The sequence below is a fragment of the Amycolatopsis sp. NPDC114478 genome (assembly GCF_055633805.1).
Map to the genome: position 1 here is coordinate 66,196 of NZ_JBVKDO010000020.1, position 23,058 is coordinate 89,253.

29 protein-coding genes and 1 pseudogene are annotated in these 23,058 nt (G+C 71.9%); 17 read left to right on the forward strand and 13 right to left on the reverse strand.

What is annotated here, in order from left to right:
- Window positions 1-23: 23 nt before the first annotated feature.
- From priA to ACZ7OH_RS39955, 3 genes are read left to right on the forward strand one after another with little or no spacing between them, the layout of a single operon-like run.
- The gene (gene priA / locus ACZ7OH_RS39945) at window positions 24-761 is read left to right on the forward strand and encodes a bifunctional 1-(5-phosphoribosyl)-5-((5-phosphoribosylamino)methylideneamino)imidazole-4-carboxamide isomerase/phosphoribosylanthranilate isomerase PriA (RefSeq protein ID WP_470285655.1); all 738 of its coding nucleotides are present in this window, start codon (window positions 24-26) and stop codon (window positions 759-761) included.
- 54 nt (window positions 762-815) lie between these two features.
- The gene (locus ACZ7OH_RS39950; RefSeq protein WP_470285656.1) at window positions 816-1,163 is read left to right on the forward strand and encodes a DUF1330 domain-containing protein; all 348 of its coding nucleotides are present in this window, start codon (window positions 816-818) and stop codon (window positions 1,161-1,163) included.
- A gap of 51 nt (window positions 1,164-1,214) precedes the next feature.
- On the forward strand, window positions 1,215-1,691 hold the full coding sequence (locus ACZ7OH_RS39955) for a GNAT family N-acetyltransferase (RefSeq protein ID WP_470285657.1): 477 nt from the start codon (window positions 1,215-1,217) through the stop codon (window positions 1,689-1,691).
- Here the strand turns inward: ACZ7OH_RS39955 and ACZ7OH_RS39960 are convergent.
- The 3 genes from ACZ7OH_RS39960 to ACZ7OH_RS39970 are packed head-to-tail and all read right to left on the reverse strand — an operon-like array spanning window position 1,675 to window position 3,519.
- Window positions 1,675-2,061 (reverse strand): PPOX class F420-dependent oxidoreductase, encoded by a 387-nt coding sequence (locus ACZ7OH_RS39960; RefSeq protein ID WP_400888977.1) that lies wholly within the window; start codon window positions 2,059-2,061, stop codon window positions 1,675-1,677. The two genes, ACZ7OH_RS39955 and ACZ7OH_RS39960, sit on opposite strands and share 17 nt — an antisense overlap.
- 13 nt (window positions 2,062-2,074) lie before the next feature.
- Window positions 2,075-2,809, reverse strand: a complete 735-nt coding sequence (locus ACZ7OH_RS39965) for an ABC transporter permease (RefSeq protein WP_470285658.1) — start codon at window positions 2,807-2,809, stop codon at window positions 2,075-2,077.
- A complete protein-coding gene (locus ACZ7OH_RS39970; protein ID WP_470285659.1) occupies window positions 2,806-3,519 on the reverse strand; it encodes an ABC transporter ATP-binding protein in 714 nt (237 codons plus the stop codon). Before ACZ7OH_RS39970 ends, ACZ7OH_RS39965 begins: the two co-directional genes overlap by 4 nt.
- 213 nt (window positions 3,520-3,732) lie before the next feature.
- Between ACZ7OH_RS39970 and ACZ7OH_RS39975 the strand changes: the two are divergent.
- Window positions 3,733-4,570: pseudogene (locus ACZ7OH_RS39975) on the forward strand (hypothetical protein).
- Here ACZ7OH_RS39975 and ACZ7OH_RS39980 read toward each other — a convergent pair.
- The 5 genes from ACZ7OH_RS39980 to ACZ7OH_RS40000 form a co-directional block, all read right to left on the reverse strand.
- The gene (locus ACZ7OH_RS39980; protein ID WP_470285660.1) at window positions 4,560-5,525 is read right to left on the reverse strand and encodes a hypothetical protein; all 966 of its coding nucleotides are present in this window, start codon (window positions 5,523-5,525) and stop codon (window positions 4,560-4,562) included. The pseudogene ACZ7OH_RS39975 and the gene ACZ7OH_RS39980 sit on opposite strands and share 11 nt — an antisense overlap.
- Window positions 5,522-6,019, reverse strand: a complete 498-nt coding sequence (locus ACZ7OH_RS39985) for an RNA polymerase sigma factor (protein ID WP_470285661.1) — start codon at window positions 6,017-6,019, stop codon at window positions 5,522-5,524. Before ACZ7OH_RS39985 ends, ACZ7OH_RS39980 begins: the two co-directional genes overlap by 4 nt.
- Before the next feature lie 61 nt (window positions 6,020-6,080).
- Window positions 6,081-7,571, reverse strand: coding sequence for a right-handed parallel beta-helix repeat-containing protein (locus tag ACZ7OH_RS39990; RefSeq protein ID WP_470285662.1), 1,491 nt, complete (start codon window positions 7,569-7,571; stop codon window positions 6,081-6,083).
- A gap of 148 nt (window positions 7,572-7,719) precedes the next feature.
- Window positions 7,720-8,865: a phytase gene (locus ACZ7OH_RS39995; protein WP_470285764.1), complete on the reverse strand. Its 1,146-nt coding sequence runs from the start codon at window positions 8,863-8,865 to the stop codon at window positions 7,720-7,722.
- Between the two features lie 106 nt (window positions 8,866-8,971).
- Entirely contained in the window at window positions 8,972-9,568 is a 597-nt protein-coding gene (locus tag ACZ7OH_RS40000; protein ID WP_470285663.1) for a TetR/AcrR family transcriptional regulator, read from the reverse strand.
- A 38-nt stretch (window positions 9,569-9,606) separates the two neighbouring features.
- Here ACZ7OH_RS40000 and hisF point away from each other — a divergent pair, with 38 nt between their 5' ends.
- The 4 genes from hisF to ACZ7OH_RS40020 are packed head-to-tail and all read left to right on the forward strand — an operon-like array spanning window position 9,607 to window position 11,463.
- Window positions 9,607-10,380 carry an imidazole glycerol phosphate synthase subunit HisF gene (gene hisF / locus ACZ7OH_RS40005; protein ID WP_372668787.1) on the forward strand — a complete coding sequence of 258 codons (774 nt, stop codon included), beginning with the start codon at window positions 9,607-9,609 and terminating at the stop codon, window positions 10,378-10,380.
- Window positions 10,377-10,754, forward strand: a complete 378-nt coding sequence (locus ACZ7OH_RS40010) for a hypothetical protein (RefSeq protein WP_470285664.1) — start codon at window positions 10,377-10,379, stop codon at window positions 10,752-10,754. Before hisF ends, ACZ7OH_RS40010 begins: the two co-directional genes overlap by 4 nt.
- Entirely contained in the window at window positions 10,751-11,113 is a 363-nt protein-coding gene (gene hisI, locus ACZ7OH_RS40015) for a phosphoribosyl-AMP cyclohydrolase (RefSeq protein WP_086841627.1), read from the forward strand. The genes ACZ7OH_RS40010 and hisI overlap by 4 nt, the downstream gene beginning before the upstream one ends.
- Window positions 11,110-11,463, forward strand: coding sequence for a DUF1304 domain-containing protein (locus ACZ7OH_RS40020; RefSeq protein WP_470285665.1), 354 nt, complete (start codon window positions 11,110-11,112; stop codon window positions 11,461-11,463). Before hisI ends, ACZ7OH_RS40020 begins: the two co-directional genes overlap by 4 nt.
- 1 nt (window position 11,464) lies before the next feature.
- Here ACZ7OH_RS40020 and ACZ7OH_RS40025 read toward each other — a convergent pair whose 3' ends face one another.
- A complete protein-coding gene (locus tag ACZ7OH_RS40025; protein WP_470285666.1) occupies window positions 11,465-11,635 on the reverse strand; it encodes a DUF397 domain-containing protein in 171 nt (56 codons plus the stop codon).
- A 9-nt stretch (window positions 11,636-11,644) separates the two neighbouring features.
- Window positions 11,645-12,475: a helix-turn-helix domain-containing protein gene (locus ACZ7OH_RS40030; protein WP_470285667.1), complete on the reverse strand. Its 831-nt coding sequence runs from the start codon at window positions 12,473-12,475 to the stop codon at window positions 11,645-11,647.
- Between the two features lie 198 nt (window positions 12,476-12,673).
- On the opposite strand from ACZ7OH_RS40030, the gene ACZ7OH_RS40035 reads away from it, so the two are divergent.
- Window positions 12,674-13,699, forward strand: a complete 1,026-nt coding sequence (locus tag ACZ7OH_RS40035; protein WP_470285668.1) for a DUF3592 domain-containing protein — start codon at window positions 12,674-12,676, stop codon at window positions 13,697-13,699.
- Complete coding sequence (locus ACZ7OH_RS40040) at window positions 13,696-14,709, forward strand: DUF3592 domain-containing protein (protein ID WP_470285669.1); 1,014 nt, start codon at window positions 13,696-13,698, stop codon at window positions 14,707-14,709. The genes ACZ7OH_RS40035 and ACZ7OH_RS40040 overlap by 4 nt, the downstream gene beginning before the upstream one ends.
- Here ACZ7OH_RS40040 and ACZ7OH_RS40045 read toward each other — a convergent pair.
- Complete coding sequence (locus ACZ7OH_RS40045; RefSeq protein WP_470285670.1) at window positions 14,685-15,299, reverse strand: TetR/AcrR family transcriptional regulator; 615 nt, start codon at window positions 15,297-15,299, stop codon at window positions 14,685-14,687. The two genes, ACZ7OH_RS40040 and ACZ7OH_RS40045, sit on opposite strands and share 25 nt — an antisense overlap.
- 95 nt (window positions 15,300-15,394) lie before the next feature.
- On the opposite strand from ACZ7OH_RS40045, the gene ACZ7OH_RS40050 reads away from it, so the two are divergent.
- The 6 genes from ACZ7OH_RS40050 to ACZ7OH_RS40075 all read left to right on the forward strand — a co-directional run bounded on the left by ACZ7OH_RS40050 (window position 15,395) and on the right by ACZ7OH_RS40075 (window position 20,848).
- Window positions 15,395-16,945 carry an anthranilate synthase component I gene (locus tag ACZ7OH_RS40050; RefSeq protein WP_470285671.1) on the forward strand — a complete coding sequence of 517 codons (1,551 nt, stop codon included), beginning with the start codon at window positions 15,395-15,397 and terminating at the stop codon, window positions 16,943-16,945.
- A 31-nt stretch (window positions 16,946-16,976) separates the two neighbouring features.
- A complete protein-coding gene (locus tag ACZ7OH_RS40055) occupies window positions 16,977-17,504 on the forward strand; it encodes a Trp biosynthesis-associated membrane protein (RefSeq protein ID WP_470285765.1) in 528 nt (175 codons plus the stop codon).
- Between the two features lie 124 nt (window positions 17,505-17,628).
- Window positions 17,629-18,438: an indole-3-glycerol phosphate synthase TrpC gene (gene trpC, locus ACZ7OH_RS40060; protein WP_400889019.1), complete on the forward strand. Its 810-nt coding sequence runs from the start codon at window positions 17,629-17,631 to the stop codon at window positions 18,436-18,438.
- Complete coding sequence (gene trpB, locus ACZ7OH_RS40065) at window positions 18,435-19,646, forward strand: tryptophan synthase subunit beta (protein ID WP_470285672.1); 1,212 nt, start codon at window positions 18,435-18,437, stop codon at window positions 19,644-19,646. The genes trpC and trpB overlap by 4 nt, the downstream gene beginning before the upstream one ends.
- Window positions 19,643-20,434, forward strand: coding sequence for a tryptophan synthase subunit alpha (gene trpA / locus ACZ7OH_RS40070; protein WP_470285673.1), 792 nt, complete (start codon window positions 19,643-19,645; stop codon window positions 20,432-20,434). Before trpB ends, trpA begins: the two co-directional genes overlap by 4 nt.
- A 33-nt stretch (window positions 20,435-20,467) precedes the next feature.
- Complete coding sequence (locus ACZ7OH_RS40075; protein WP_470285674.1) at window positions 20,468-20,848, forward strand: MerR family transcriptional regulator; 381 nt, start codon at window positions 20,468-20,470, stop codon at window positions 20,846-20,848.
- Here the strand turns inward: ACZ7OH_RS40075 and ACZ7OH_RS40080 are convergent.
- On the reverse strand, window positions 20,835-21,044 hold the full coding sequence (locus ACZ7OH_RS40080; protein ID WP_470285675.1) for a hypothetical protein: 210 nt from the start codon (window positions 21,042-21,044) through the stop codon (window positions 20,835-20,837). The two genes, ACZ7OH_RS40075 and ACZ7OH_RS40080, sit on opposite strands and share 14 nt — an antisense overlap.
- A 59-nt stretch (window positions 21,045-21,103) precedes the next feature.
- On the opposite strand from ACZ7OH_RS40080, the gene ACZ7OH_RS40085 reads away from it, so the two are divergent.
- Window positions 21,104-21,757 carry a peptidoglycan recognition protein family protein gene (locus ACZ7OH_RS40085; RefSeq protein WP_470285676.1) on the forward strand — a complete coding sequence of 218 codons (654 nt, stop codon included), beginning with the start codon at window positions 21,104-21,106 and terminating at the stop codon, window positions 21,755-21,757.
- A 4-nt stretch (window positions 21,758-21,761) separates the two neighbouring features.
- Here ACZ7OH_RS40085 and ACZ7OH_RS40090 read toward each other — a convergent pair whose 3' ends face one another.
- Complete coding sequence (locus ACZ7OH_RS40090) at window positions 21,762-23,051, reverse strand: hypothetical protein (RefSeq protein ID WP_470285677.1); 1,290 nt, start codon at window positions 23,049-23,051, stop codon at window positions 21,762-21,764.
- Between the last annotated feature and the right edge of the window lie 7 nt (window positions 23,052-23,058).

The following is a 23,058-nucleotide window of genomic DNA, read 5'->3' on the forward strand; positions in this document are numbered from 1 at the left end:
GTCTCCGCTTTAGAGTTACCGGCGTGACTTTCACGCTGCTTCCCGCCGTTGATGTGGCCGATGGCCAGGCCGTGCGACTCGTCCAGGGCGAGGCCGGCACCGAGACCTCCTATGGCAGCCCGCTCGAAGCGGCGCTCGCCTGGGAGCGCGACGGCGCCGAGTGGATCCACCTGGTCGACCTCGACGCCGCGTTCGGCAAGGGCAGCAACCGCGAGCTGCTCGCCGACGTCGTCGGCCGGCTCGACGTGCAGGTGGAGCTCTCGGGCGGCATCCGCGACGACGCGTCGCTGAAGGCCGCGCTGGCCACCGGCGCCCGCCGCGTCAACCTCGGCACGGCCGCGCTCGAGGACCCGGAGTGGACCGCGCGCGTGATCGGCGAGTACGGCGACCGCGTGGCGATCGGCTTGGACGTGCGGATCACCGAGGCGGGCCACCGCCTGTCGGCCCGCGGCTGGACGTCGGACGGCGGCGACCTGTGGGAGGTCCTGGAGCGCCTGGACCGAGACGGCGCGTCCCGCTACGTGGTGACGGACGTGAGCAAGGACGGCACGTTGAAGGGCCCGAACCTCGACCTGCTGCGCGACGTCGTCGCGCGCACGGACGCGCCGGTGATCGCTTCGGGCGGGGTGTCCAGTGTGGACGACCTCGTCGCGCTGGCGGGGTTGGCTGCCGATGGGGTCGAGGGGTCGATCGTGGGTAAGGCGCTGTACGCGGGGGCCTTCACGTTGCCGGAGGCTCTTGCCGCGGTCGCGAAGGTCTGAGCATTACCTCCGGCGTAATCGACGCCGTACAACTTCCCCGCCACGATTCAGGGCATGACGAAGAACGCCTACGGACTCGCCCACCTGCGCCCGCCCGCCGTGCTCCACGAAGAGGTCTTCCAGTACCTGGAACGCATCCAGGCGACGCTCGATCCCTACGGCGGCAAGTTCGTCGTGCACGGCTCGCCCGTCGAGGTCATGGAAGGCGAATGGCCCGGCACCCTGGTCGTCATCGAGTTCCCGGACCTCGACGCCGCCCACCGGTGGTACGACTCCGCCGCCTACCGGGAAATCCTGTCCCTGCGGGCCGACCACATCCCGGGCGATCTCGTGCTCGTCGAGGGCTGCGGGCCGGACCACGACTCGGCCGCGCTCGGCGCCGCCTTGCGCGCGATGGCCTAACCCGCCCAAAAGGGGCTGACAGCACGCTCCGGGAACCGTAGGTTGCCGCGGGTGGAAGAGATCGTCACCGAGCTCGAAATGACCGCCGCCGACCAGCTCAACCCCGCGCCGGTCGTCGACGGCGTCACGCTGAGAGCCACCGAGCCCGGCCCGCTCATCCAGGACCTGCACGTGCGGATCGGGACGCCTTACCAGTGGCCGAGCGCGACCCGGAGCGACGAAGACTGGGCACGCTGGCTCGCCGAACCGGGCCGCCGGTACCGGCTCGTCGAATACCGCGGCGAAATCGCGGGGGCCGCCGACTTCGAGCCGCAGAACGAATCCGACGTCGAGATCACCACCTTCGGCCTGCTGCCCGAGTTCGTCGGCAAGGGGCTCGGCGGCTACGCGCTCACCCTCGTCGTCGCCGACGCGTGGGCACTCCCGGGCACGAAAAGGGTCTGGCTGCACACCTCGACGCTCGACCACCCGAACGCGCTGCCGAACTACCTGCGCCGGGGGTTCCGCAGCTTCAGCCGTCCAGCTTGACCGCGATCCCGACCGTCCGGTCGGCCGGGCCGCGCAGCTTCGAAAAGAACATCGTGACGCGCCCGATGATGCCGTACTTGCGGCCGATCACCTGACGGACCCGCTCGGTCTCCGCGAGGTCCAGCAGCCGGGCCTGCCCGGTGGCGACGGCGCCGTGCGTCTTCTGCCCGCGCAGGTCGCACGCCTGGACCTCGACGCGCCCGCTGTTGCGGATGCGCTTGACCTTCCCCGCCTTGCGTTCCGACCAGAACACGAGCTCGCCCGCGTCGCCCGCCAGCCAGATCGGGGTCGGCACCGCGCGCCCGTCACGGCGGAACGTGGTCAGCAGGACGTAGCGCTCGGCGGCGAGCCGGTCCGTTTCGGAGGCCATGGCACCACGGTAGTCACGGCGTCCGGCGCCGCAGCGTCGCCGCGCCGAGCACCAGCGCCAGCAGCGCGCAGCACGCCACGACGACGAGGTTGCGCAGGATCACCGCGTCCACCGTCGACGACGCCGTGACGCGGGTCAGCGCCTCGACCGCGTACGACAGCGGCATGACGTCCGAGAGCCACCGCAGCAGCCAGCCCATGTCGTCGCGCGGCACGAACAGCCCGCACAACAGGATCTGCGGCAGCACGAACACCGGCATGAACTGGATGGCCTGGAACTCGGTGCGCGCGAACGCGCTGACGAACAGCCCGAGCGCCATGCCCAGCAGCGCGTCGAGGACGGCGATCACCAGCAGCATCCCGACCGACCCCGCGAGGTCGAGCCCGAGCCACCACAGCGAGACGCCGGCCGCCAGCGAAACCTGCACGACGGCGATCGCGCCGAACGCCAGCGCGTAGCCGAAGAGCAGGTCGAGCCGGCCGATCGGCAGTGTCATCAGGCGTTCGAGGGTGGCCGTCGTCCGCTCCCGCAACGTCGTGATCGACGCGATGAGGAACATGATCAGGAACGGGAACACGCCGAGCAACGCGGGCGCGACGTGGCTGAACACCAGGGTCGAGTTGAAGACGTACCGCAGCAGGATCATCAGCAGCGTCGGCACCAGGACCAGCATCACGACGGTGCGCGGGTCGTGCCGCAGCTGGGTGAGGATGCGCCGCGTGGTCGCGAGCGTCAGCGCGGGGTTCACGACGCGGCCCGCACGAGGTGCAGGAAGGCCTGTTCGAGGTCGGCGGCGCCGGTGCGCTCACGCAACACCGCAGGCGCGTCGTCGGCCAGCAGGGTGCCTTCGCGCATGAGCAGGAGACGGTCGCAGCGCGCGGCTTCGTCCATGACGTGGCTGGACACGAGCAGCGTGGCGCCGCCGTCGGCGAGCCGGCGGAACAGGGCCCAGAGCTCGTCGCGCAGCAGCGGGTCGAGCCCGACGGTCGGCTCGTCGAGCACCAGCAGCTCCGGGGTGCCGAGCAGCGCGACGGCGAGGTTCGCCCGGTTGTGCTGGCCGCCCGACAGCGAGCCGACGAGCTTCCCGGCGTGGTCTTCCAGGCCGACCTCGGCGATCACCCTGTCCACATCGGACGCCGGCGCGCGCAGCACCGCGGCGAAGTACCGCAGGGCTTCCCGCACGGTCAGGTCGGCGTAGATCGCGGGGTTCTGCGTCGCGTAGCCGATCCGCCGCCGCAGCGGCGGGCTGCCGGCGGGCAGGCCGAGGACGGTGACCGTGCCGCCTTCGACGATCTGGACGCCGACGATCGCCCGCATCAGGGTCGTCTTGCCGCAGCCGCTCGGGCCGAGCAGCCCGGTGACGGCCCCGCGCGGCACTTCGAAGCTCACGTCGCGCACCACGGGCCGGCCACCGCGCCGGACCCGCAGGCCGGTGACCGCCAGCGCAGAATTAGTCATGTGTTTAATTCTGCGCGCGATGAGTTTCCGGAGTCAAGGGGCGGTTCCACTCGGTTGTCCACAACTCGGCGGAGGTGTGGACAACCCCGCTCAGACCAAGGGTTTCGTCGGGCACCCCCGGTAGAATGGAAGCGGGGCCGGACCCCCGGAGAGGGCGGGGGCTGCCGTTGGTCGACGGGGCCGCCGAACGTCGGCCCCGGCCCGAGGCGGGCGATACCTGCCGGCGTCGCGCTCACCGCGGCGGCCGGCGCCGTTCGTGGACTCCATGGTCGGCGGCCGCGTCGCCGACGGGGCTCCTCGGTTACGACGCGAAAGCTACCTCGACCAGCGGTGCCCGGGCAGGCACGACCTTCGGGTCTCCGGGCTCGCCGGCTCGTTCACCGCCTGCAACATCGCCGCGTTCGGGGCGGTCGCGCCGCTGGTGGGCGGGCAGGCCGCCGAGAAGCGCAGCCCGTTCAAGCCGCTCGGCTGGATCGCCGCGGGCATGCTCACGGTCTCGATCGCCTACGGCGTGGTCGTCGCGCTCGTCGGCACGGGCATGCCGCAGTTCTCCACCGCGCAGACGAGCGGGCTGAGCCCGCGCAGCATCCAGTCCATGGTCGCCTTCGGCGTCGTCGGCCTGGTCTTCCTGCTGATGGGCCTGGTCGCGCTCGGCATCCTCCGCAACCCCTTCGCGGCCTTCACCCGGCGGCACCCCGCGGCGCCGCACGTCCTGATGGGCGCGCTCATCGGCGGGTTCCTCATCGGGCGGCCGTACCCGCTGTTCCGGATCATGTTCCGCAGCGCCGCCGAGCAGCACAACATCTTCTACGGCGCCGCCGCGTTCGCCCTGCAGTCGCTCGGCAACATCGTCGTCATGGCGGTGCTGTTCCTGATCCTCACCTACGCCACGCGCGGCCGCCTGCAGCGCTGGTTCGCGGCTAAACCGGCCCGGATCGCCACCGTGACCGGTGCCGCGCTGCTCGTCGGCGGCACGTTCACGCTGCTCTACTGGGACGTCCGCGTGCTCGGCAGGCTCGGGATCATCTGGTTCCCGATGGTCAGCTGGTAGCCCGGCCGAGCCACCGGTAGTCGGGCGCGGGGTCGAGCCGGACGCCGTCCGCGACGGCGATCAGCTCGCCCTCCGGCCGCGCGCCCGACACCGTCAGCCAGCGCCCGGACGGCAGCCGGACGGCGACCGTGCCCGCCATGAAATACCCCTGACCGCCGCGGACGGTGACCGGCGCGGCCCCGGCCACGCCGGGGGAGCCCGCACTGGCCGTGACGCGGACCGCGGGTTCCGCGGGCCGGGCCGGATCAGCCGCGGTCAGCTCGGTGCTCGCGTCGTCCGGGCCGGTGCCCTTGACCGCCGCCGAGCGCTCGGTCAGCCCCGCCGGGAGCGCGCCGAAGCGCAGCTCACCGCGGACGCCGACCGGTTCGGGGGTGACCCCTTGAGCGATCCGCAGGGCCACCAGGCGGGCGTCCGGGACCCCGCCGACCCGCGCGGTCAGGACGTGGTCGTCGTCGGCGAGCCAGGTGATCAGCGCGGTCGACCCGGTGTCGCCGGTGATCATGGCGACGCGGCCGCGCACCAGGACCTGGTCGTGGATCGACGCGATCCGCAGCTCGGTCTGCGACCACTCGGGGTCGGCGGTCGAGTAGACCGACAGCGTGACCTCCGCGGGCCCGGCGAACCACCGCCGGACCTGCGGGGTGATCCCGGGACCGCCCTCGCGGTACTGCTCGGTGAAGCCGTCCGGCAGCCAGCCCGGGCTGTAGCCGAGCACCGGGCGGCTCGCGGCCGGGTCGAGGTCCGGGGTGGTGGTGACCGCCCGCGTGCCCACGAAGACGCCGGCGACCAGCACGACCACCGCCGCGGCGACCAGGGCCAGCCTCGTCGCCGGACGCCGCGGCCGCCCGGCGCGGGCCAGCGCGTCCCGCACCGCCCGGCCGTCCGGGGCGCGGGTGGCGAGGCGGTCGAGGCTCTCCCGGATCAGCGTCTCGGTGTCGTGCTCGCGGTGGGTCATTCTCCGGCTCCGGTGGTGAGTGCCGCGGGGTGCGGCGCCTGGCGCAGGGTGGCGAGGGCGCGGGAGATCTGGCTGCGCACGGTGGAGGTCCCGCAGCGCAGGACGGCGGCGATCTCGGCGTCGGAGTAGCTCTCGTAGTAGCGCAGGACGATCGCGGCGCGCTGCTTGCGGGGCAGCGTGGCGAGCAGGCCGAGCATCGCGTCGCGCTCGTCGTAGGCGGCCGAGGGGTCGGCGGCCGGCGGGCCGAGCGCGTCGAGGACGTCGTGGCTGCTCGGCACCATCCGCCGCACCGCCCGCCGGCGCCACGAGAGGTACTCGTTGGTGACCATCCGCCGCACGTAGGTCGGCGGCGAGGCGATGCCGTCCCAGCGCTGCTGGGCGCGCAGCAGCACGTCCTGGACGATGTCCTGCGCGAGGTGCGGGTCGTTCGTCAGGACGGTGGCGTAGCGCAGCAGCCCGTCCAGCCGCTCCGCCACGAACTCTTCGAAACCCACCCCCTGGGGACGCTTGAGAGGGCCGGACTGCTGCACGCGGCCGGAGTGGCCGCGGTCACACTCAACAGTTGGGCGTCACGCCGTCGAAGGAGGCGCAGTCGTCCTGGTTCCAGGGCTCGTTCTGCCACTGGTCCGGGGTCAGGCTGCGGGAGGTGTCGCCGGCCACGAACGTCCAGGGACCGAAGTAGTCGTTGCTGTACCAGTAGTTGTCCTGGTCGTGGGTGATCGCGTCCTGGACGAGGGTGCCGTGGTAGGGGGACCACGCCGGGTACGTGCCGTAGTTGGACACCACCGCCATCCGCCCGCACAGGCCGTTGCAGCCCGGCCGGGCCGGGTCGAAGCGGAACGTGTTCGAGTGGATCTCGACCCGTTGGGTCTTCCAGCGGCAGTCGCCGTACAGCGGGGCGTCGTCGATGCCCGGCGCCGAGCACAGCGTCCGGTCGGTGACCAGCTTGGTGCAGCTCGCCGTCGACGTGTTGGCCGGGCTGTTGCAGAAGCGGTCGGCGTTCTCCCACAGCGTGATGGCCGACCAGTTGTCCTCGAACGTGTTGCCGTAGATGTCCAGGACGTCGGTGCGGGCCGGGACGCGCGGTTCGCCGCCGGACTCCGAGAGGTACACCGCCGCCGACGGGAAGTTGTCGCCGCGCGCCGCGCGCCGGCTGCCGGCCACCACGTTGTTGCGGCGGATGGCGTTGTGGCGGATGACGGCGTTGTAGCTGATCTCGTAGAAGATCGCTTCGGCGTCGTTGTCCTCGATGACGTTGTCCTCGATCAGGAAATCGTTGTCGTTGGTGTCGGCCCACAGGCCGGCGCCGTGGTTGTGGTGGATCCAGTTGCCGCGCACGTCGGCGCCGTCGACGGCCCAGAATTTGATTCCGCCGCTGCAGCCGCAGCCCGGGTTGCGGTTTTCCCAGTCGTCGACGTTGTTGCCGGAGATTTCGTTGCCCTCGACGACCAGTCCGGTGATCGCGTTGTCGGGGCGGTAGGCGTTCATGCCGTACTGCCCGTTGTCGCGCAGGCAGTTGCCGCGCACTTCCTGGCGGACGCCGGCCATCAGCGCGGCACCGCGGTTGTTCTGGATCGTGTTGTTTTCGATCACCCAGTGCGCGCCGGAGTCGTGGTTGACCACGCCCTGGTCCTGCGGGGCGACGAAGTTCTGGATGGTCAGGCCGCGGATGACGACGTCCTTGGCCTGCTGGGTGAAAGCGGCGCGGTTCACCGAGCGGCCGTCGAGCACGGCGCCGGGCGCGCCGAGGTAGACGTCGCCGTCCTTCGGGATGACCTGGCCGAACTGGTCCGGGGCGAGCAGGTGCGTGCCCGGCGGCAGCCAGAAGGTCGTCCCCGGCGGCGCGGACAGCGTTTTCGCGTACAGGTCACCTTCGATGGCGGGGTCGACGACCACGGCCCCCGCCGGTGCCTGGGGATTCAGGGCGGGCTGGTGGTCGCAAACGGCCCCCGTGCCGGCGGCCGCGGCGGGAGCGGCGGCCGGGAAAACGGGGGAGACGAATGCGGCGACGAGCACGACGGCGAGCGCGGAATGGAGGCGCGACATGCCGTGGAACCTACGCGAGATCGATGCCGGGAATACCGCCATCAGTGGACTATCGCGGCTGTTTTTGAAAGCGCCGGTCACGGTTAAAGAATCACCGTGACCGGCGGGAAGGAGTAATTCGGACAATGGTGTGTCGGTATAATTCCCCCTAGTGGGGGAGGACGTCGTCGAGCCGGACGAACGCGAATCCCGTGGTCGCGAGGTCGCCTGCGGCCGGGCGGCGCTCGCCGTCGTGGACCACCAGGAGGCCGTGCGGGAACCGCTTGCCGAGGGGAGCGGTGCTGATCGCCGAGCCGTCGGAGTGCTCCACCGAGTCCGTGCCGCGGCCCGCGACGATCCGCAGGTCACGCGTGCGCGGGCCGTAGACCACGAACCGCGAGTCGCCCTGGCTGGAGGCGAACAGCGTCCCGTGCGCGACGGCGAGGCCTTCGGCGTCGGCCGTCAGCCACCTGCCGCCGAAGCCGGGGTCGGCACCGTCGGGCACGCACTCCTCGGTGGCCGCGTCCCACCGCTGCGGGACGCCGTACGAGCGCACGCGGTCGACCAGCTGGGGCTGCCCGAAGCCGCGGGACGTGACCGGGATCCGCCAGATCCCGACGTCCTCCTGCGCGGTGTAGAGCACCCGGCCGTCGAACACCGACCCCTCCAGCTGCGGCCCCTCGTCCGGCTCCTCGCAGGGCGACCACGTCGTGCCGTCCGGCAGCCGGAAGGAGGACGGCAGGTCGACGGTGGCCAGCTTCGCGGTGCCGACGGCGCCCCCGGGCAGGTCGACGAGCTTCAGCAGCGCCACCCGCGTCTCGTGGCGCCGGGTGACCGCCACCCAGCGGATCCCGGTGACCGGGTCGCGGCCCGCGGCCAGGCCGTAGGCGGTGCGCTGCTCGTCCACATCGGACTCCGGGAACACCCGCGCGGCGGCGGGGCCGGTGACGTCCCGCAGGACGTCCGCTCCGGCCGCGGCGCCGCGCGGGTCGATCCGGTAGACGCGGACCTGGTCCCGGCCCCGGTCGCTGACGACGGCGAGGTCGCCGACGACGTCGACGTTGTTGAACCGCCCGCCCGGCCCGGCCGGCACGAGCTGCAGGGTCCGCGCGTCCAGGTCGAACGCCGCCAGGCCGCCCTCCTTGAGCGTCCCGAGCACGACGCTGCGGGCGGAGTCGTGGGGGTGGACCCAGATGGCGGGGTCGTCGGCGTCGGCGGGCTCGGTGAAGGCCTGGGTCTGGAGCACCGGCGCGGGATCGCGGGGCGCGGCGGAGGCGGGGACGGCGGTCAGCAGCGAGAAGGCGGCGACGGCCACCGGAAGGAATCTGCGCACGCGCGGCAAAGTAGACGAATCGGATGACCGGGACGTGAACGAGCCCGGAACGTGAACGAGCGCTGTGGCGCAGCCCCCGGTCTCCAGTCTACGGCGGGGTACCGACAGTTTCGCGGCCGTCGAGGTAGTACTGAGCCACCGGGGCGAGCAGCGCGACGATCTCCTCGTCGTCCGCGTCGGCCAGCGGGGGCAGCTTGATCACGTACCGCAGCAGCGCCATCCCGATCATCTGCGCCGCGATCCCGGTGACGCAGATCTTCGGCACGTCGAGCGCGCGCGCCACCTCGGCCAGGACCGTGCGCTCGATGAACTGGCGCATCATCAGCGCCACCTGCTCGTTCGTCGCCGCCGCGCGGAGCATCGCGAGGAACGGCGTGCGTCCCTCGGGGGCGGCCCAGACCGCCAGGAACGCCCGCACCAGGCGTTCGCCGACACCCTCGCGCGGACCCGCCAAGATGGCCGGGACCAGCGAAGCCGGGTTGACCGGCAGGTTCATCGCCGCCGCGAACAGCGCCTGCTTGCTGCCGAAGAAGTGGTGCAGCAGGGCCGCGTTCACGCCCGCGTCGGCGGCGATCCCGCGGACCGTCGCGCCGTCGTACCCCAGCTCGGCGAACCGGTGCCGGGCCGCGTCGAGGATCTTCTCGCGCGTCTCCGTCTGCCCCGGCCGCCGTCCCGCCCGTGCCATTGGCCGAGCTTAGAACGCCCTTGACTACGCTGGTGGGCATGTCTGTCGCGGTGCGGGTGATCCCCTGTCTCGACGTCGACGCGGGCCGGGTCGTGAAGGGCGTCAACTTCGCCGGCCTCCGCGACGCCGGCGACCCCGTCGAGCTGGCCCGGCGCTACGACGCCGAGGGAGCCGACGAGCTGACGTTCCTCGACGTCACGGCCTCCTCCGGCGACCGCGAGACCACCTACGACGTCGTCCGCCGCACCGCCGAGCAGGTCTTCATCCCGCTCACCGTCGGGGGCGGCGTCCGCAGCAACGACGACGTCAACCGGCTCCTGCGCACCGGCGCCGACAAGGTGAGCATCAACACCGCCGCCATCGCCCGGCCGGAGTTCCTCAGCGAAGCGTCGAGACGGTTCGGCGCCCAGTGCATCGTCCTGTCGGTCGACGCGCGCCGAGTGCCCGAGGGCGGCGAGCCGACCGCGTCCGGCTTCGAGGTCACCACCCACGGCGGCCGCCGCGGCACCGGCATCGACGCCGTCGAGTGGGCCGCCCGCGGCGAGGAGCTCGGCGTCGGCGAGATCCTGCTCAACTCCATGGACGCCGACGGCACCAAGAACGGCTTCGACCTCGAGCTCATCGAGCTCGTCCGCAAGGCCGTGCGCGTCCCGGTGATCGCCAGCGGGGGAGCGGGCGCGGTCGAGCACTTCCTGCCCGCGGTGAAGACGGGCGCCGACGCGGTGCTCGCGGCCAGCGTGTTCCACTTCGGACAGTTGAAGATCGGCGACGTCAAGGACGCGCTGCGCGAAGGCGGGGTCGAGGTCCGGTGAAGTCCTGGCAGGCACCCGTCGAGGTGAAGGTCACCGCCGCGCTGCTGGTCGGGCTGCCGCTCGCGTGGGCGCTGCTCGACCTGATCCCGGTGCTGAGCGCCGGGTCGGGCCTCGAGATCTACCGGGTGCCCGCGCTCGCGCTCATCCTCGGCGGCGTCGTGACGACCGGGCTCGTGCTCAAGATGGGCAGCGCCCGCATCGGCGGCCTGGTCGTCAGCGTCGTCTTCGCGCTGCTGCACGCGTTCCTCCTGCTCGGCGCCGCGCTGTGGTGGAACAAGCTGTTCTCCGGCCTGTCCTTCGCCGGGTACGGCTACGCCTTCGTCCTGTTGAACTCGATGCCGCTCAAGCGGCACATCCTGGGAGTACGGGCATGACCCTGGACGCGGCCGTTTCGGCGCGCCTCAAGCGCAACGCCGACGGCCTGATCGCCGCGGTCGTCGTCGAGCACGCCACTTCGGACGTTCTGATGATGGCCTGGATGAACGATGACGCCCTCGCGGCGACGCTGGCCACCCGCCGTGGCACGTACTGGTCCCGCAGCCGGCAGAAGCTGTGGGTCAAGGGCGAGACGTCCGGCCACTACCAGCACGTCCGCGAGGTGCGGATCGACTGCGACGGCGATACGGTCCTGCTGCGCGTCGACCAGACCGGCCCGGCCTGTCACACCGGCACGCACACCTGTTTCGACACCGAGGAGCGCCTGCTCCTGGCCGACGAGAAAGAGCACGCGTGACCATCGTCGCCGACGTCCTGATCGGGCTGGTCGCCCTGATCCACGTCTACATCGTCGTCCTCGAGATGTTCCTCTGGACGACCCCGCGCGCCCGCGCGGCCTTCGGCACGACGCCGGAGTTCGCCGAGGAGTCCAAGACGCTGGCCGCGAACCAGGGGCTGTACAACGGCTTCCTCGCGCTGGCCCTCGTCTGGGGCCTGGTCGCCGGCCAGTTCCAGCTCCAGCTGTACGGCCTGGTCTGCGTGATCATCGCGGGCCTCTACGGCGCCGCGACGGCCAGCAAGCGGATCCTGTTCGTGCAGGTGCTGCCGGCCGCGCTGGCCCTGGTCGCGCTGCTGCTGGCGCGGTAGGTCAGCGCAACCGGTCGAGGACGGAACGCCAGGCTCGCGCGGAGACGGTCAGCTGACCGGCTTGGCGGGCCTTGGTGTCCCGCACGCCCACGACCGGCCCCAGCGCCACCTCGACACAGTTGTCGTCGTGGCCGCTATACGAAGATTTGCGCCAAACGGTCGAGCTCACCATCGCCTCCGGTCACTGGGCGGCCTCCCGAAGCAAAGCCTGGGATGCCTCTTCGCTCAGAGCTACCTTGCGAAGAAGTTTAGCAACCTGATGGTGTCCGGAGATCTGCGTGTCCTCGTGGAGGAAAGCCGTCGAGTAGACATGTTCGACCGAAGCGATTGGCGGTGAGCCGGGAAACTCGTAGATGTCGAAGGGCCCGATCAGGCCAGGGTGGTAGCCGATCCCGGCGGGTACGATGCGCAGGCTGATGTTCCTGCGCGCGGACATCGCCACCAGGTGATCGATCTGGTCGGACATGATCCCGGGATCGCCGAAGTTCTCCTGAAGCGAACGTTCGCCGAGCAGTGCGGTGAATCGGACCGGGTCGGCGCGGGTGAGAATCCTCTGCCGAGCCAACCTGACTCGCAGCCGCTCGTCGGCTTGCTCGATCGGTACCAGGGAATTATCCATGATCGACCGGATGTAGTCCGGGGTCTGCAGCAGCCCAGGAACGATCAACGGTGACCACATGGTGATGGCGGTGGCGGTCCGTTCGAGCTCTAATCGCGTGGTAAGCGCGAAGGGTGGATCGATGCTGGACGCCAGCCAGTTGGGTTCGCGGGCGTGGCGGGCGAGAGTCCGGATCCGGTCGCGCTTCTCCCCGCGGATACCGAGCAGCGCGAGAATCGCCGACACGTCCTCGACGCTCGGCAGGCGTTGCCCCTTTTCCCACGCCGACAACAGCTGCGGCAGGATCCCCAGCTCATCGGCGAGCGCGCGCAGACCGACGTTGCGTGCTTCGCGTTCTTCACGCAGTGAAGCGGCGAGAGTGCGCGCGGCAGGCCCCGAAGACGTTGGCTTCATGAGCCGATAATACGAATCTCGTCGATTCCCCGAATGTGCGAACGGTGTCCACGAAATGCGAGAAAGCGCCATTCCGTCCGGCATCCGGGTGACGATCGCCTGCTCACTTGCACGTTCGACGCGGCCGTCCGGTTGCCTTCGCCCCCTGTGCCTTTTCTCGCAGCATCACCGCGGCTCACGAGCTCCTAAGCTCGGCTGATGGATCCCTTCGGCGGTTTCGTCCGGCGGCGGTGGGTGTGGTTCGCCCTCCCGGCGGCCGTGGTGGCCGTCTTTTCCGTTTCCGCGGAGGTGGTGGCGGCTCACGAGATGGTTCCGGTCCTCGTCGTCGCGTTCGTCGCGGTGTCCGGCTGCGTGGTACTGGGTGTCCGGCGCCGGCGGGTGTCGGCTCGCAACCGCGCCGCCGCGGGCGAGGACGGTTTCGCGGGCTGGCTGCCGCCGCCGACGGGGCACGACCACGACCGCCGGATCGACTTCGCGGCCGAAACCGTGCGGCTGCGCCGGATCGCGCGTCGCGCGTCTTTGCTCGTCCTCGTCTGGGTGGCGCTGGTCGGAGGCGGGAGCGCCGGCTTGGTCCTGCTCGACCGGGCCGCCGACGAGCTCCTCGCGACCGGCGCCCGGATCCCCGGCGAAGTCGTGTCCGTGCAGAACCACAGCCGGGACGGGATGACGTTCCGGGTGCGCTACGGCACGCGGACCGCGACGGTCGTCCGCGACTCGAAGCACCCGTACCACGTCGGCGAGCAGGTCACCGTGATCGCCGACCGCGCCGACCCGGACCGGGTGCGCACCTCGTCCGAGGAGAACGAGAACGAGTTCGCCGTCGACCTCGGGATCGTCTCGATCGTGGCCGGCTCGCTCGGGACGCCGGTCGCCGCACTGGCCGCGGTGGGCTGGTGGCGCCGGGCCCGAGCGGTCGCGGCCACCGGGTGGCGGAACGCGACCGTCGACATCGTGCGCGTCATCTCCTACCACGGCCGCTCGCCGAGGCGGGTGCCGCCGGAAATCCACGTCCGCTACCGCGAGGGCACCGGGATCCGGCTGCGGGCCGTGTCTTCGACGCACGGGGCCAACGCGCTGGCGGACTTCACCGACCGGCTCGCGTGGGTGGGCGGCTGGGGCCGGCGGATGGTCGTCCTGTTCCCGAACGGCCCCCGCCGCCCGGGTCCGTACGCGGTCCCCGCGTTCGCGACGACCCGGCGCACCGAAGGCGGGGGTCACCGGTGAAGGGGCGTGCGGGGTGGCTTGCCCTGATCGTCGCCGCGGTGCTCGTTTTCCTGTTCTTCGGCGCGGGCACGGCGTACTCGCTGCTGACTCCGGACTACGCCTTCGCCGACGGCGAACTCCTCGGTGAGGCCGTCATCCTGACCGGTTCCCTGGCGCTCGCCGCGTTCGGCGCCCATCGCCTGCGCGCACCCGACGTGCGGCTGCGCGACAGCGTGCCGGACTTCGGCGCCTGGCTGCCCGGGCGCGACGGTTCCCACGGCGAAGGCCGCGTCGACCTCGGCGCCCAGACCGCACGCCTGCGCCGGACCGCGCTGGCGGCCACGGCGATCGCGGGCGCCTGGGCCGTGTTGTTCACGGGCGGCCTCGCCACCGTGATCGCCGCCGACCGCGCGGCGGCGGACCTCCTGGCCACCGGCGTCCACACCGAGGGCACGGTGCTGTCGGTCGAGGAGCAGGCCCGGGGCGCGCCGACGTTCTGGGTGCGTTACCACACGCCGGGTGCGTCCTGGACCGAGGAGATCGTCCGCGGTTCCGGGCGCGAGTACCACGCGGGCGAGGCGGTGACCGTGGTCTACGACCCGGCCGACCCGGCGCACGTCCGCACGACCGCCGAGGCGAACGGAAGCCAGGTCGTCGAAGGGTTCGCCGTCACGGCTCTGGTGGCCGGTTTCCTCGTGCTCCCGCTGGCGGCGAGCGCGGCGTGGGGCTGGTGGCGCCGGGCCCGCGCGGTCGCGGAGACGGGGTGGCGGATCGCGACGGTGACGGTCGTGCCCCGCGTCCGGCGCGGGCCTCGGATCGAGGTCGGCTACCGCGACGGCAGCGGCATCGAGCTGCGCTGCGCCCCATCACTGCACCGCCCGGGCGACCTGGCCCGCCGCCGAGCCTGGATCGCCGGCTGGGGACGGCAGATGGTGGTCCTGTTCCCGTACGGGCCGGACAAGCCGGGGCCGCAGTGCGTCCCGGTGCTCGCGGCCGGGCCGCGGGATCAGCCGATGTCGCCGGTGAGGTAGCGCTGCAGGTTCGGCGCCACCGCGCGCACCAGGGCCTCGACCTCCGCGGTGGCGAACGGCTCGAACTTCGCCACGTACCGGATCATGCCCATGCCGACCATCTGGGACGCGCAGAGCGTCATCCGCAGCGCCACGTCGTCCGAGCCGATCGACGAGATCAGCGCGGTGAAGAACTTCTGGAAGAAGTCGCGCAGCACGTGGCCGGCCTGCTCGTTGCCGCTGACGCTGCGGATGAGCGCGATGAACACCCCGCCGCCGGCGGCGTCCCACCGCGTGAGGAAAGTGCGGACGATGCGCTCGCCGAGCTCGTCGTCCGGGCCGTCGCGCAGGACGCCCAGCAGTTCCAGGGGGTCGAACGGCAGCTTGAGCACCGCCTGGGCGAACAGGCCCTCCTTGCCGCCGAACCAGTGGTTGACCATCGCCGCGTCGACGCCCGCGTGGGTGGCGATCGCGCGCACCGTCGCGCCGTCGTAGCCGCTCTCGGCGAACACGGTCCGGGCCGCCTCGATCAGCGCCGTGCGGGTGTCCTGGCCGGCGGGCCGCCGGCCGCGGCGGCGCGAAGTAGGCTCGGTGCTGTCGGTGGTGCTCACGGTCCCATCATGACCCACGACCACCCTGAATTCAACAATCATTGAATTCAGGGTCCAGGAGAACCCCCAACGGGGGGTGCAGCACAATGAGGGCCATGGTCAGCGCATCCACCGGTCCCGGCTCGGTCAGTCCCTCCCGCGAAGACTTCCGCGCCCTCGCCGAGAGCCGCCGGGTGATCCCGGTCGTGCGCCGGGTCCTCGCCGACGGCGAGACGCCGATCGGGGTCTACCGGAAGCTCGCCGCCGACCGGCCGGGCACGTTCCTGTTCGAGTCCGCGGAGAACGGTGCCTCCTGGACGCGCTGGTCGTTCATCGGCGTCCGCAGCCCGGCCGCGCTGACCGTCCGCGCCGGCGAAGCGGTCTGGACCGGCACGCCGCCGGTCGGCCTGCCGTCGGAGGGCAACCCGCTGACCGTGCTGCGCGAAACGATCGAAGCGTTGCACACCGAGCCGCTGCCCGGCTTGCCGCCGCTCACCGGCGGCATGGTCGGCTACATCGGCTACGACTCCGTGCGCTGGCTGGAAAAGCTGCCCGAGCTGGCCGAGCGCGACCTCGACATCCCCGAGCTGACCATGCTCCTGGCCACCGACCTCGCGGCGTTCGACCACCACGAGGGCACGGTCACGCTCATCGCGAACGCCGTCAACTGGGACGACTCGCCCGAGCGCGTGGACGCGGCCTACGACGACGCCGTCGCCCGGCTGAGCGCGATGACCGAGCAGCTCCAGGTGGCCGCGCCGGCCACCGTCGCGGCGTTCGAGCGGCCCGTGCCGGAGTTCGTCCGCAAGAGGTCCAAGGAAGACTTCCACGCGGCCGTCGAGAAGGCCGTCGAGGCGATCAAGGCCGGCGAAGCGTTCCAGATCGTGCCGTCGCAACGGTTCGAGATCCCGACCGCGGCCGACGCGCTCGACATCTACCGCGTGCTGCGGACGTCCAACCCGAGCCCGTACATGTACCTGCTGCGGCTCGAAGGCTTCGACATCGTCGGCTCCAGCCCGGAGTCCCTCGTCACCGTGCGGGACGGCCGCGCGACCACGCACCCGATCGCGGGCACGCGCTGGCGCGGCGCCGACCCGGAGGAGGACGCCCAGCTGGCCAAGGACCTCCTGGCCGACGAGAAGGAGCGCGCCGAGCACCTGATGCTCGTCGACCTCGGGCGCAACGACCTCGGCAAGGTCTGCAAGCCGGGCACCGTGCGGGTCGTCGACTTCTTCCAGATCGAGCGCTACAGCCACGTCATGCACATCGTGTCGACCGTCACCGGCGAGCTGGCCGAGGGCAAGACGGCGTTCGACGCGGTCACCGCGTGCTTCCCGGCCGGGACGCTCTCGGGCGCGCCGAAGGTCCGCGCGATGCAGCTGATCGAGGAGCTGGAGCCGGTCCGCCGCGCGCTCTACGGCGGGGTGGTCGGCTACCTCGACTTCGCCGGCGACGCCGACACGGCGATCGCGATCCGCACCGCGCTGGTCAAGGACGGGATCGCGCACGTCCAGGCGGGCGGCGGGGTGGTCGCCGACTCGGTGCCGGACTACGAGGACACCGAGTCGCTCAACAAGGCCAAGACCGTGCTCTCGGCCGTCGCCGCTGCGCAGACGATGGTGGCGGCGGGCTCGCTCGACCCGGCCGCGGACTCCGCGCATGTCTGAGGAGACCACGCCCTCCCGGCGTCCACTGTGGATGATCGTGGTCGCGCTCCTGCTGGGCGCGCTCGCGCTGTGGGGTGCGTCACGGCTGACGTGGTTCGCCGAGTTCCGCGACGGCGGCGTGCGCGGCACGGTCCTCCACCGCGAGACCGGCGAGCAGCGCGCGACGGCGCTCGTGCCGCTGGCCCTGCTGGCCCTGGCCGGCGTGGCCGGGGTGATCGCGACCGGCGGCTGGGCGCGGCGCGTGCTGGGCGTCGTGCTGGCGCTGGCGGGCGTCGCCGCGGTCTGGTCCGGCGTGTCCGGCGTGCGGTTCTCCGGCTGGGCCGACGGGTTGCCCGTCACGCAGATGCTGCTGGGCCGCGGCCTGGCCGTGCTCGGGGGAATTCTCGTCGCGGCCGGCGGGTTGGCAGCCGTCAAGGGCGCGGCGAAGACGGCGCGGCTGGGCACCAAGTACGCGGCACCGGCCACGCGCAAGAAGGCTCGGGATCCGGACGCCGAGCTGTGGGAAGCGCTGTCGGAAGGAGAGGATCCGACCGACGTCCGGGGGAGGCATTCGGAGTAACGCGCGCACCCGGAACCGGGCGCTCCAGATGCGGGGGTTAGCATCGTTTCGGCGGGAAGGGGAAGGTTTTTGTGAGCGACCTTGCGAAGGAAACCGTGAGCGCGTACCCGGGCGGGGGCGTCCGGTGACCGTGCTCGAAGACATCGTCGCCGGCGTGCGCGAGGACCTCGCGGCACGCGAGGCCGTGCTGCCGTTCGACGAGCTGAAGATCCGCGCGGCGGCCGCCCCGGCGCCCCGCGACGTGATGTCCGCGCTGCGCGAGTCCGGCATCGGCGTCATCGCCGAGGTCAAGCGGCGCAGCCCCTCCAAGGGCGACCTGGCCGACATCCCCGACCCGGCCGCGCTGGCGAAGGACTACGAAGACGGCGGCGCGCGCGTCATCAGCGTGCTCACCGAGCAGCGCCGGTTCGGCGGCTCGCTGGCCGACCTCGACGCGGTCCGCGCGGCGGTCGACATCCCGATCCTGCGCAAGGACTTCATCGTCAGCCCCTACCAGGTGCACGAGGCCCGCCTGCACGGCGCCGACATGGTGCTGCTGATCGTCGCCGCGCTGGAGCAGAACGCGCTCGCCGCGCTGCTCGACCGCGTCGAGTCCCTGGGCATGACCGCGCTGGTGGAGATCCACAACGCCGAGGAGGCCGACAAGGCCCTCGAGGCGGGCGCCAAGGTCATCGGTGTCAACGCGCGCAACCTGCACACCCTCGAGGTGGACCGCGACGTCTTCTCGCGGCTGGCCCCCGGCCTGCCGATGGACGTCTACAAGGTCGCCGAGTCGGGCGTCCGCGGGCCGGGCGACCTGATGTCCTACGCCGGTCACGGCGCCGACGCGGTGCTGGTCGGCGAAGGGCTCGTCGCGTCCGGCGATCCGAAGGGCGCCCTGGTCAAGCTGGTCACCGCCGGCTCCCACCCCGCCTGCCCGAGGCCCTCGCGGTGACCGAAGAGCACGACAAGCACGACCCGGACGAGCGCGGCTACTACGGCCCGTACGGCGGGCGGTTCATGCCGGAGGCGCTGATCGGCGTCGTCGACGAGGTCGCCGCCGAGTACGACAAGGCCCGCCACGACCCGGAGTTCCTGAACGAGTTCAACCGCCTGCTTCGCGACTACGCGGGCCGTCCGTCGCTGCTCACCGAGGCCAAGCGCTTCGGCGAGCACGCCGGCGGCGCGCGGGTCTTCCTCAAGCGCGAAGACCTGAACCACACCGGCTCGCACAAGATCAACAACGTGCTGGGCCAGGCGCTGCTCACCAAGCGGATGGGCAAGAAGCGCGTGATCGCCGAGACCGGCGCGGGCCAGCACGGCGTCGCGACGGCCACCGCGTGCGCGCTGCTCGACCTCGACTGCGTCGTCTACATGGGCGAGGTCGACACCGAGCGCCAGGCGCTGAACGTGGCCCGCATGCGGCTGCTCGGCGCCGAGGTGATCCCGGTCAAGACCGGGTCGCGGACGCTGAAGGACGCGATCAACGAGGCGCTGCGCGACTGGGTGACCAACGCCGATACCACGCACTACCTGTTCGGCACGGCCGCCGGCCCGGCGCCGTTCCCGGCGATGGTCCGCAACTTCCACCACGTCATCGGCACCGAGGCCCGCGAGCAGATCCTGGAGCAGGCCGGGCGCCTGCCCGACGTCGTCGCGGCGTGCGTCGGCGGCGGCTCGAACGCGATCGGCATCTTCTCCGGCTTCTACGACGACCCGTCCGTGCGGCTGGTCGGCCTGGAGCCTGGCGGCGAGGGCATCGAGGGCAACCGCCACGGCGCGACGCTCACCAAGGGCACCCCGGGCAACCTGCACGGCGCGATGACGTACCTGCTGCAGGACGAGGACGGCCAGACGGTCGAGTCGCACTCGATCTCGGCCGGGCTGGACTACCCGGGCGTCGGCCCGGAGCACGCGTGGCTCAAGGACACCGGCCGCGCCGAGTACCGGCCGGTCACCGACGCCGAGGCGATGGACGCGTTCAAGCTGCTGTCCCGCACCGAGGGCATCATCCCGGCGATCGAGTCGGCGCACGCGCTGGCCGGCGCGCTGGTGCTGGGCCGCGAGCTGGGCCCTTCCGGGTTGATCGTGGTCAACCTGTCGGGCCGCGGCGACAAAGACATGGACACGGCGGCGAAGTGGTTCGGGCTGGTGAACGGATGAGCGGGCTGGACGACCTCTTCGCGACGACGCGCGCGGAGGGCCGCGCCGCGCTGGTCGGCTACCTCCCGGCCGGGTTTCCCACGGTGGACGGCTCGAAGGACCTGATCGCGGCGTGCGTCGACGGCGGCGCGGACCTGATCGAGGTCGGCGTCCCGTACTCGGACCCGGTGATGGACGGCCCGACGATCCAGGCCGCGTCGGTGACCGCGCTGGACAACGGGTTCCGCCTCAAGCACGTGTTCGAGGTCGTCGAGTCGATCTCGGCCCGCGGCGGCCGCGCGGTCGTCATGACGTACTGGAACCCGGTGAACCGCTACGGCGTGGACCGCTTCGCGCGTGACCTCGCTTCGGCGGGCGGGCTCGGCTTGATCACGCCGGACCTGATCCCGGACGAGGCCGGCGCGTGGATGACGGCTTCCGACGAGCATGGTCTGGACCGGATCTTCCTCGTGGCGCCTTCGTCGTCGGAGGAGCGGCTGGCCTTGACGGCGGGGGCGTCGTCGGGGTTCATCTACGCGACCGCGGTGATGGGCGTGACGGGCGCGCGCGACCAGGTCGGCGCGGGAGCGGAGACGCTGGTCCGCCGCACGCGGGCCCACACGGACCTCCCGATCGGCGTGGGTCTGGGCGTCCGCTCGGGCGACCAGGCGGCCGAGGTGGCGTCGTTCGCGGACGCGGTGATCGTGGGTTCGGCCCTGGTCACGGCGGCGGCGGAGGGCGCGTCCGGAGTCCGGGCGCTGTCGTCGGAGCTGGCCGAGGGCGTGCGCCGGGCGGTCGCCACCGCTTGACCTGGAGTGCACTCCAGGTGCCACCCTGGGTTGGTGACGTCTTACACCCCGGCCCAGGTGACCGAAAAGACCGGTTTCACGATCGACACGCTGCGGTACTACGAGCGCATCGGCCTGCTCCACGAAGTGGGCCGAACGGCCGGCGGGCGCCGGTTCTTCACCGAGCAGGACGTGGAGTTCCTGCAGCTGCTGCGGTGCTTGCGGTACACGGGCATGCCGGTGGCGGAGATGCTGCGGTTCGTCGAGCTGCTGCGGTCCGGTGAGGCAACGCGCGAGGAGCGGGTGGACGTGCTCCGGGAGCACGAGGCCCGGGTGGCGTCCCAGATCGCGCGGCTGCAGGAACACCGGGAGCACATCCAGTTCAAGATCCAGCTGTACAGCAGCGCGGGAGAGCTGGCTGTCACACCGGCGTGACCCGGACGGCTGGACGGCCGACGACGTTCTCGCGCTGCCCGAAGAACAAACCTTGCTGCACCGAGTCGAACTCGTCGACGGGATGCTGCTTTTGCCGGATGGCACCGAGGTGCGCGGAGATCGTGTCGCCGTCGACCGAGGTGCAGGACCGGAAGGCGGCGACTACGAGCCCATCGCCAAGAGTGACGACAGCCATCCTCAAGCTCTGAACGGCTTTGTACGAAAGCTGTACAGCGCCGCGAGAAGGTCGACCCCATGGACATCGCACACCTCCCGCGGCGCACCTTCCTCCGCGGCGCCGCCGGTCTGGTCGCGGCCGGGGCCGCCGGGCTTCTCCTCCCGCAAGCCGCGCGGGCCGCAACGCCCCCGCGGATCTACTCATGCGCCGAGTGGGGAGCGCGGCCGCCGGCCGACGCGCTCACGACCCTCGACCACCCGGCCAACCGCGTCCTGATCCACCACATCGCCTGCCCCAACAGCACCGACTACTCCCTGGCCCACGCCTTCCAGGTCGCCCGGGACGATCAGCACGACCACATCGACAACAACGGCTGGTCCGACACCGGGCAGCACTTCACCGTCAGCCGCGGCGGGTACCGGCTCGAAGGGCGGCACGGCAGCCTCGACGCCCTGCTCGGCGGCACCACCATGATCCAGGGCGCGCACTGCCCCGGGCAGAACACCAACGCCATCGGCATCGAGAACGAAGGCACCTACACCAGCGTCGAGCCGCCCGAGGCGCAGTGGGCGTCCCTCGTGACCTTCTGCGCCTTCATCTGCCGCCAGTACGGCATTTCCGCCGCCGAGATCAAGGGCCACCGCGACTTCTACAACACCGAGTGCCCCGGCGACCGCCTCTACGCCAAGCTGCCACAGCTGCGCGAGGAGGTCGCCGGGGCACTGGGGTGAACGCTCAGCCGTCCTTGAGCGTGTCCAGCGTCCGCACGGCGTCGGTCGCCGCCGCCTGATCGGCCGGGTCCGGTTCGGCGGCCGCGTCCGGGTGGGCCGACGCCGCCGGGCGGGTGCAGCCCAGCTGCTGCAGCGAACCCTGGAGCCGGTCGGTCAGGAACTTCAGCAGGCCGACGCCGGCGTCCGGGGACGGCGCCGCCCGCAGCAGCCGCCGGTCGGCGGTGAGCCGGTCCAGCCCGGAGTTCCGCAGGTTGCGGCAGTAGGACCGGGTGCTGGCGGACCGCCGGTCCAGCGCGGGCTGGTCGACCCCCGCGCGGTACAGGTTCGCCTTGGCCTGGCTGGGTTTCCCGTCGATGAGCGTCATCGGGTCACCCTGGGGCACCAGCGCGACCGGTGCCCGCTGCGCGGCCGCGGCCTGCAGCTCGTTGAGGGCGAGCGACGTCGTTTGCCGGCCGCCGTCGGTGAGGTCCGGTGCCGTGAACGGCGTGCAGCCCAGCGCCGGGTCCACGAACACGTCGAGCAGCCGGTTGTCGCTGCCGTTGGCGAGCGTCGCGGGCCTCCCGAGCGCGCGGGCGTTGGCCGTGGTGGCCTGGGCCGTCCGGCCGTCGGGCGTCGCGAGGTAGGTCGTGGTGACGTTGTCGCTCTGGTCCTGGTCCACCAGCGAGAAGTCGCGCACCGACGGGCACGGCCGGCCGTCCTTCGCCCGGCCGAGCGGCGGGATCCGCAGCTTGCCCGCTCGCACGGCCTGGTTGGCTGCGTCGAAGAACGCCTGCGCGCCGCAGAAGGCGACCTGGCCGAACAACGAGCGGCCCAGGCCGTTGACGCACTGGCCCGCGCGCAGCGCCGCCGGGCTGCCGCCGAGGGTCAACGTGTCGCCGTTGAAGCCGAACCACAGTCCGACGACGGCGCCGCGGGGCAGGGCCGGGACGACCGGGGGCGCGGCGGGTCCGCGGCCGGCGTCGACGACGAGCGGGCGGTACACCGACAGCTTGCCGGTGGCGGGATCGAGGATCGTCGCCTCGGCGAACGCGCCCTGCGCGTCCACCGGTTCGTGGCACGCGCCCAGGCGCGGATCGGTCGCGCTGAGCTGGTACGGCGTGGCGAGGCCACGGGCGGACAACGGGTCGTCGGGCACCTTGAGGGTGCAGCCGGGGTTCGGGGTCGCGGGCGGCGGCGCCGGGGTGCGCGGTGCGGCCACCGCGATCCCGACCGCGCCCAGCGACGCCGCTGCCACCACGACGGCCACCTTGAGCTTCCAAGGCTTCTGCCGGTGGCGGGGACGAGCGTCTGGCATGGACTGT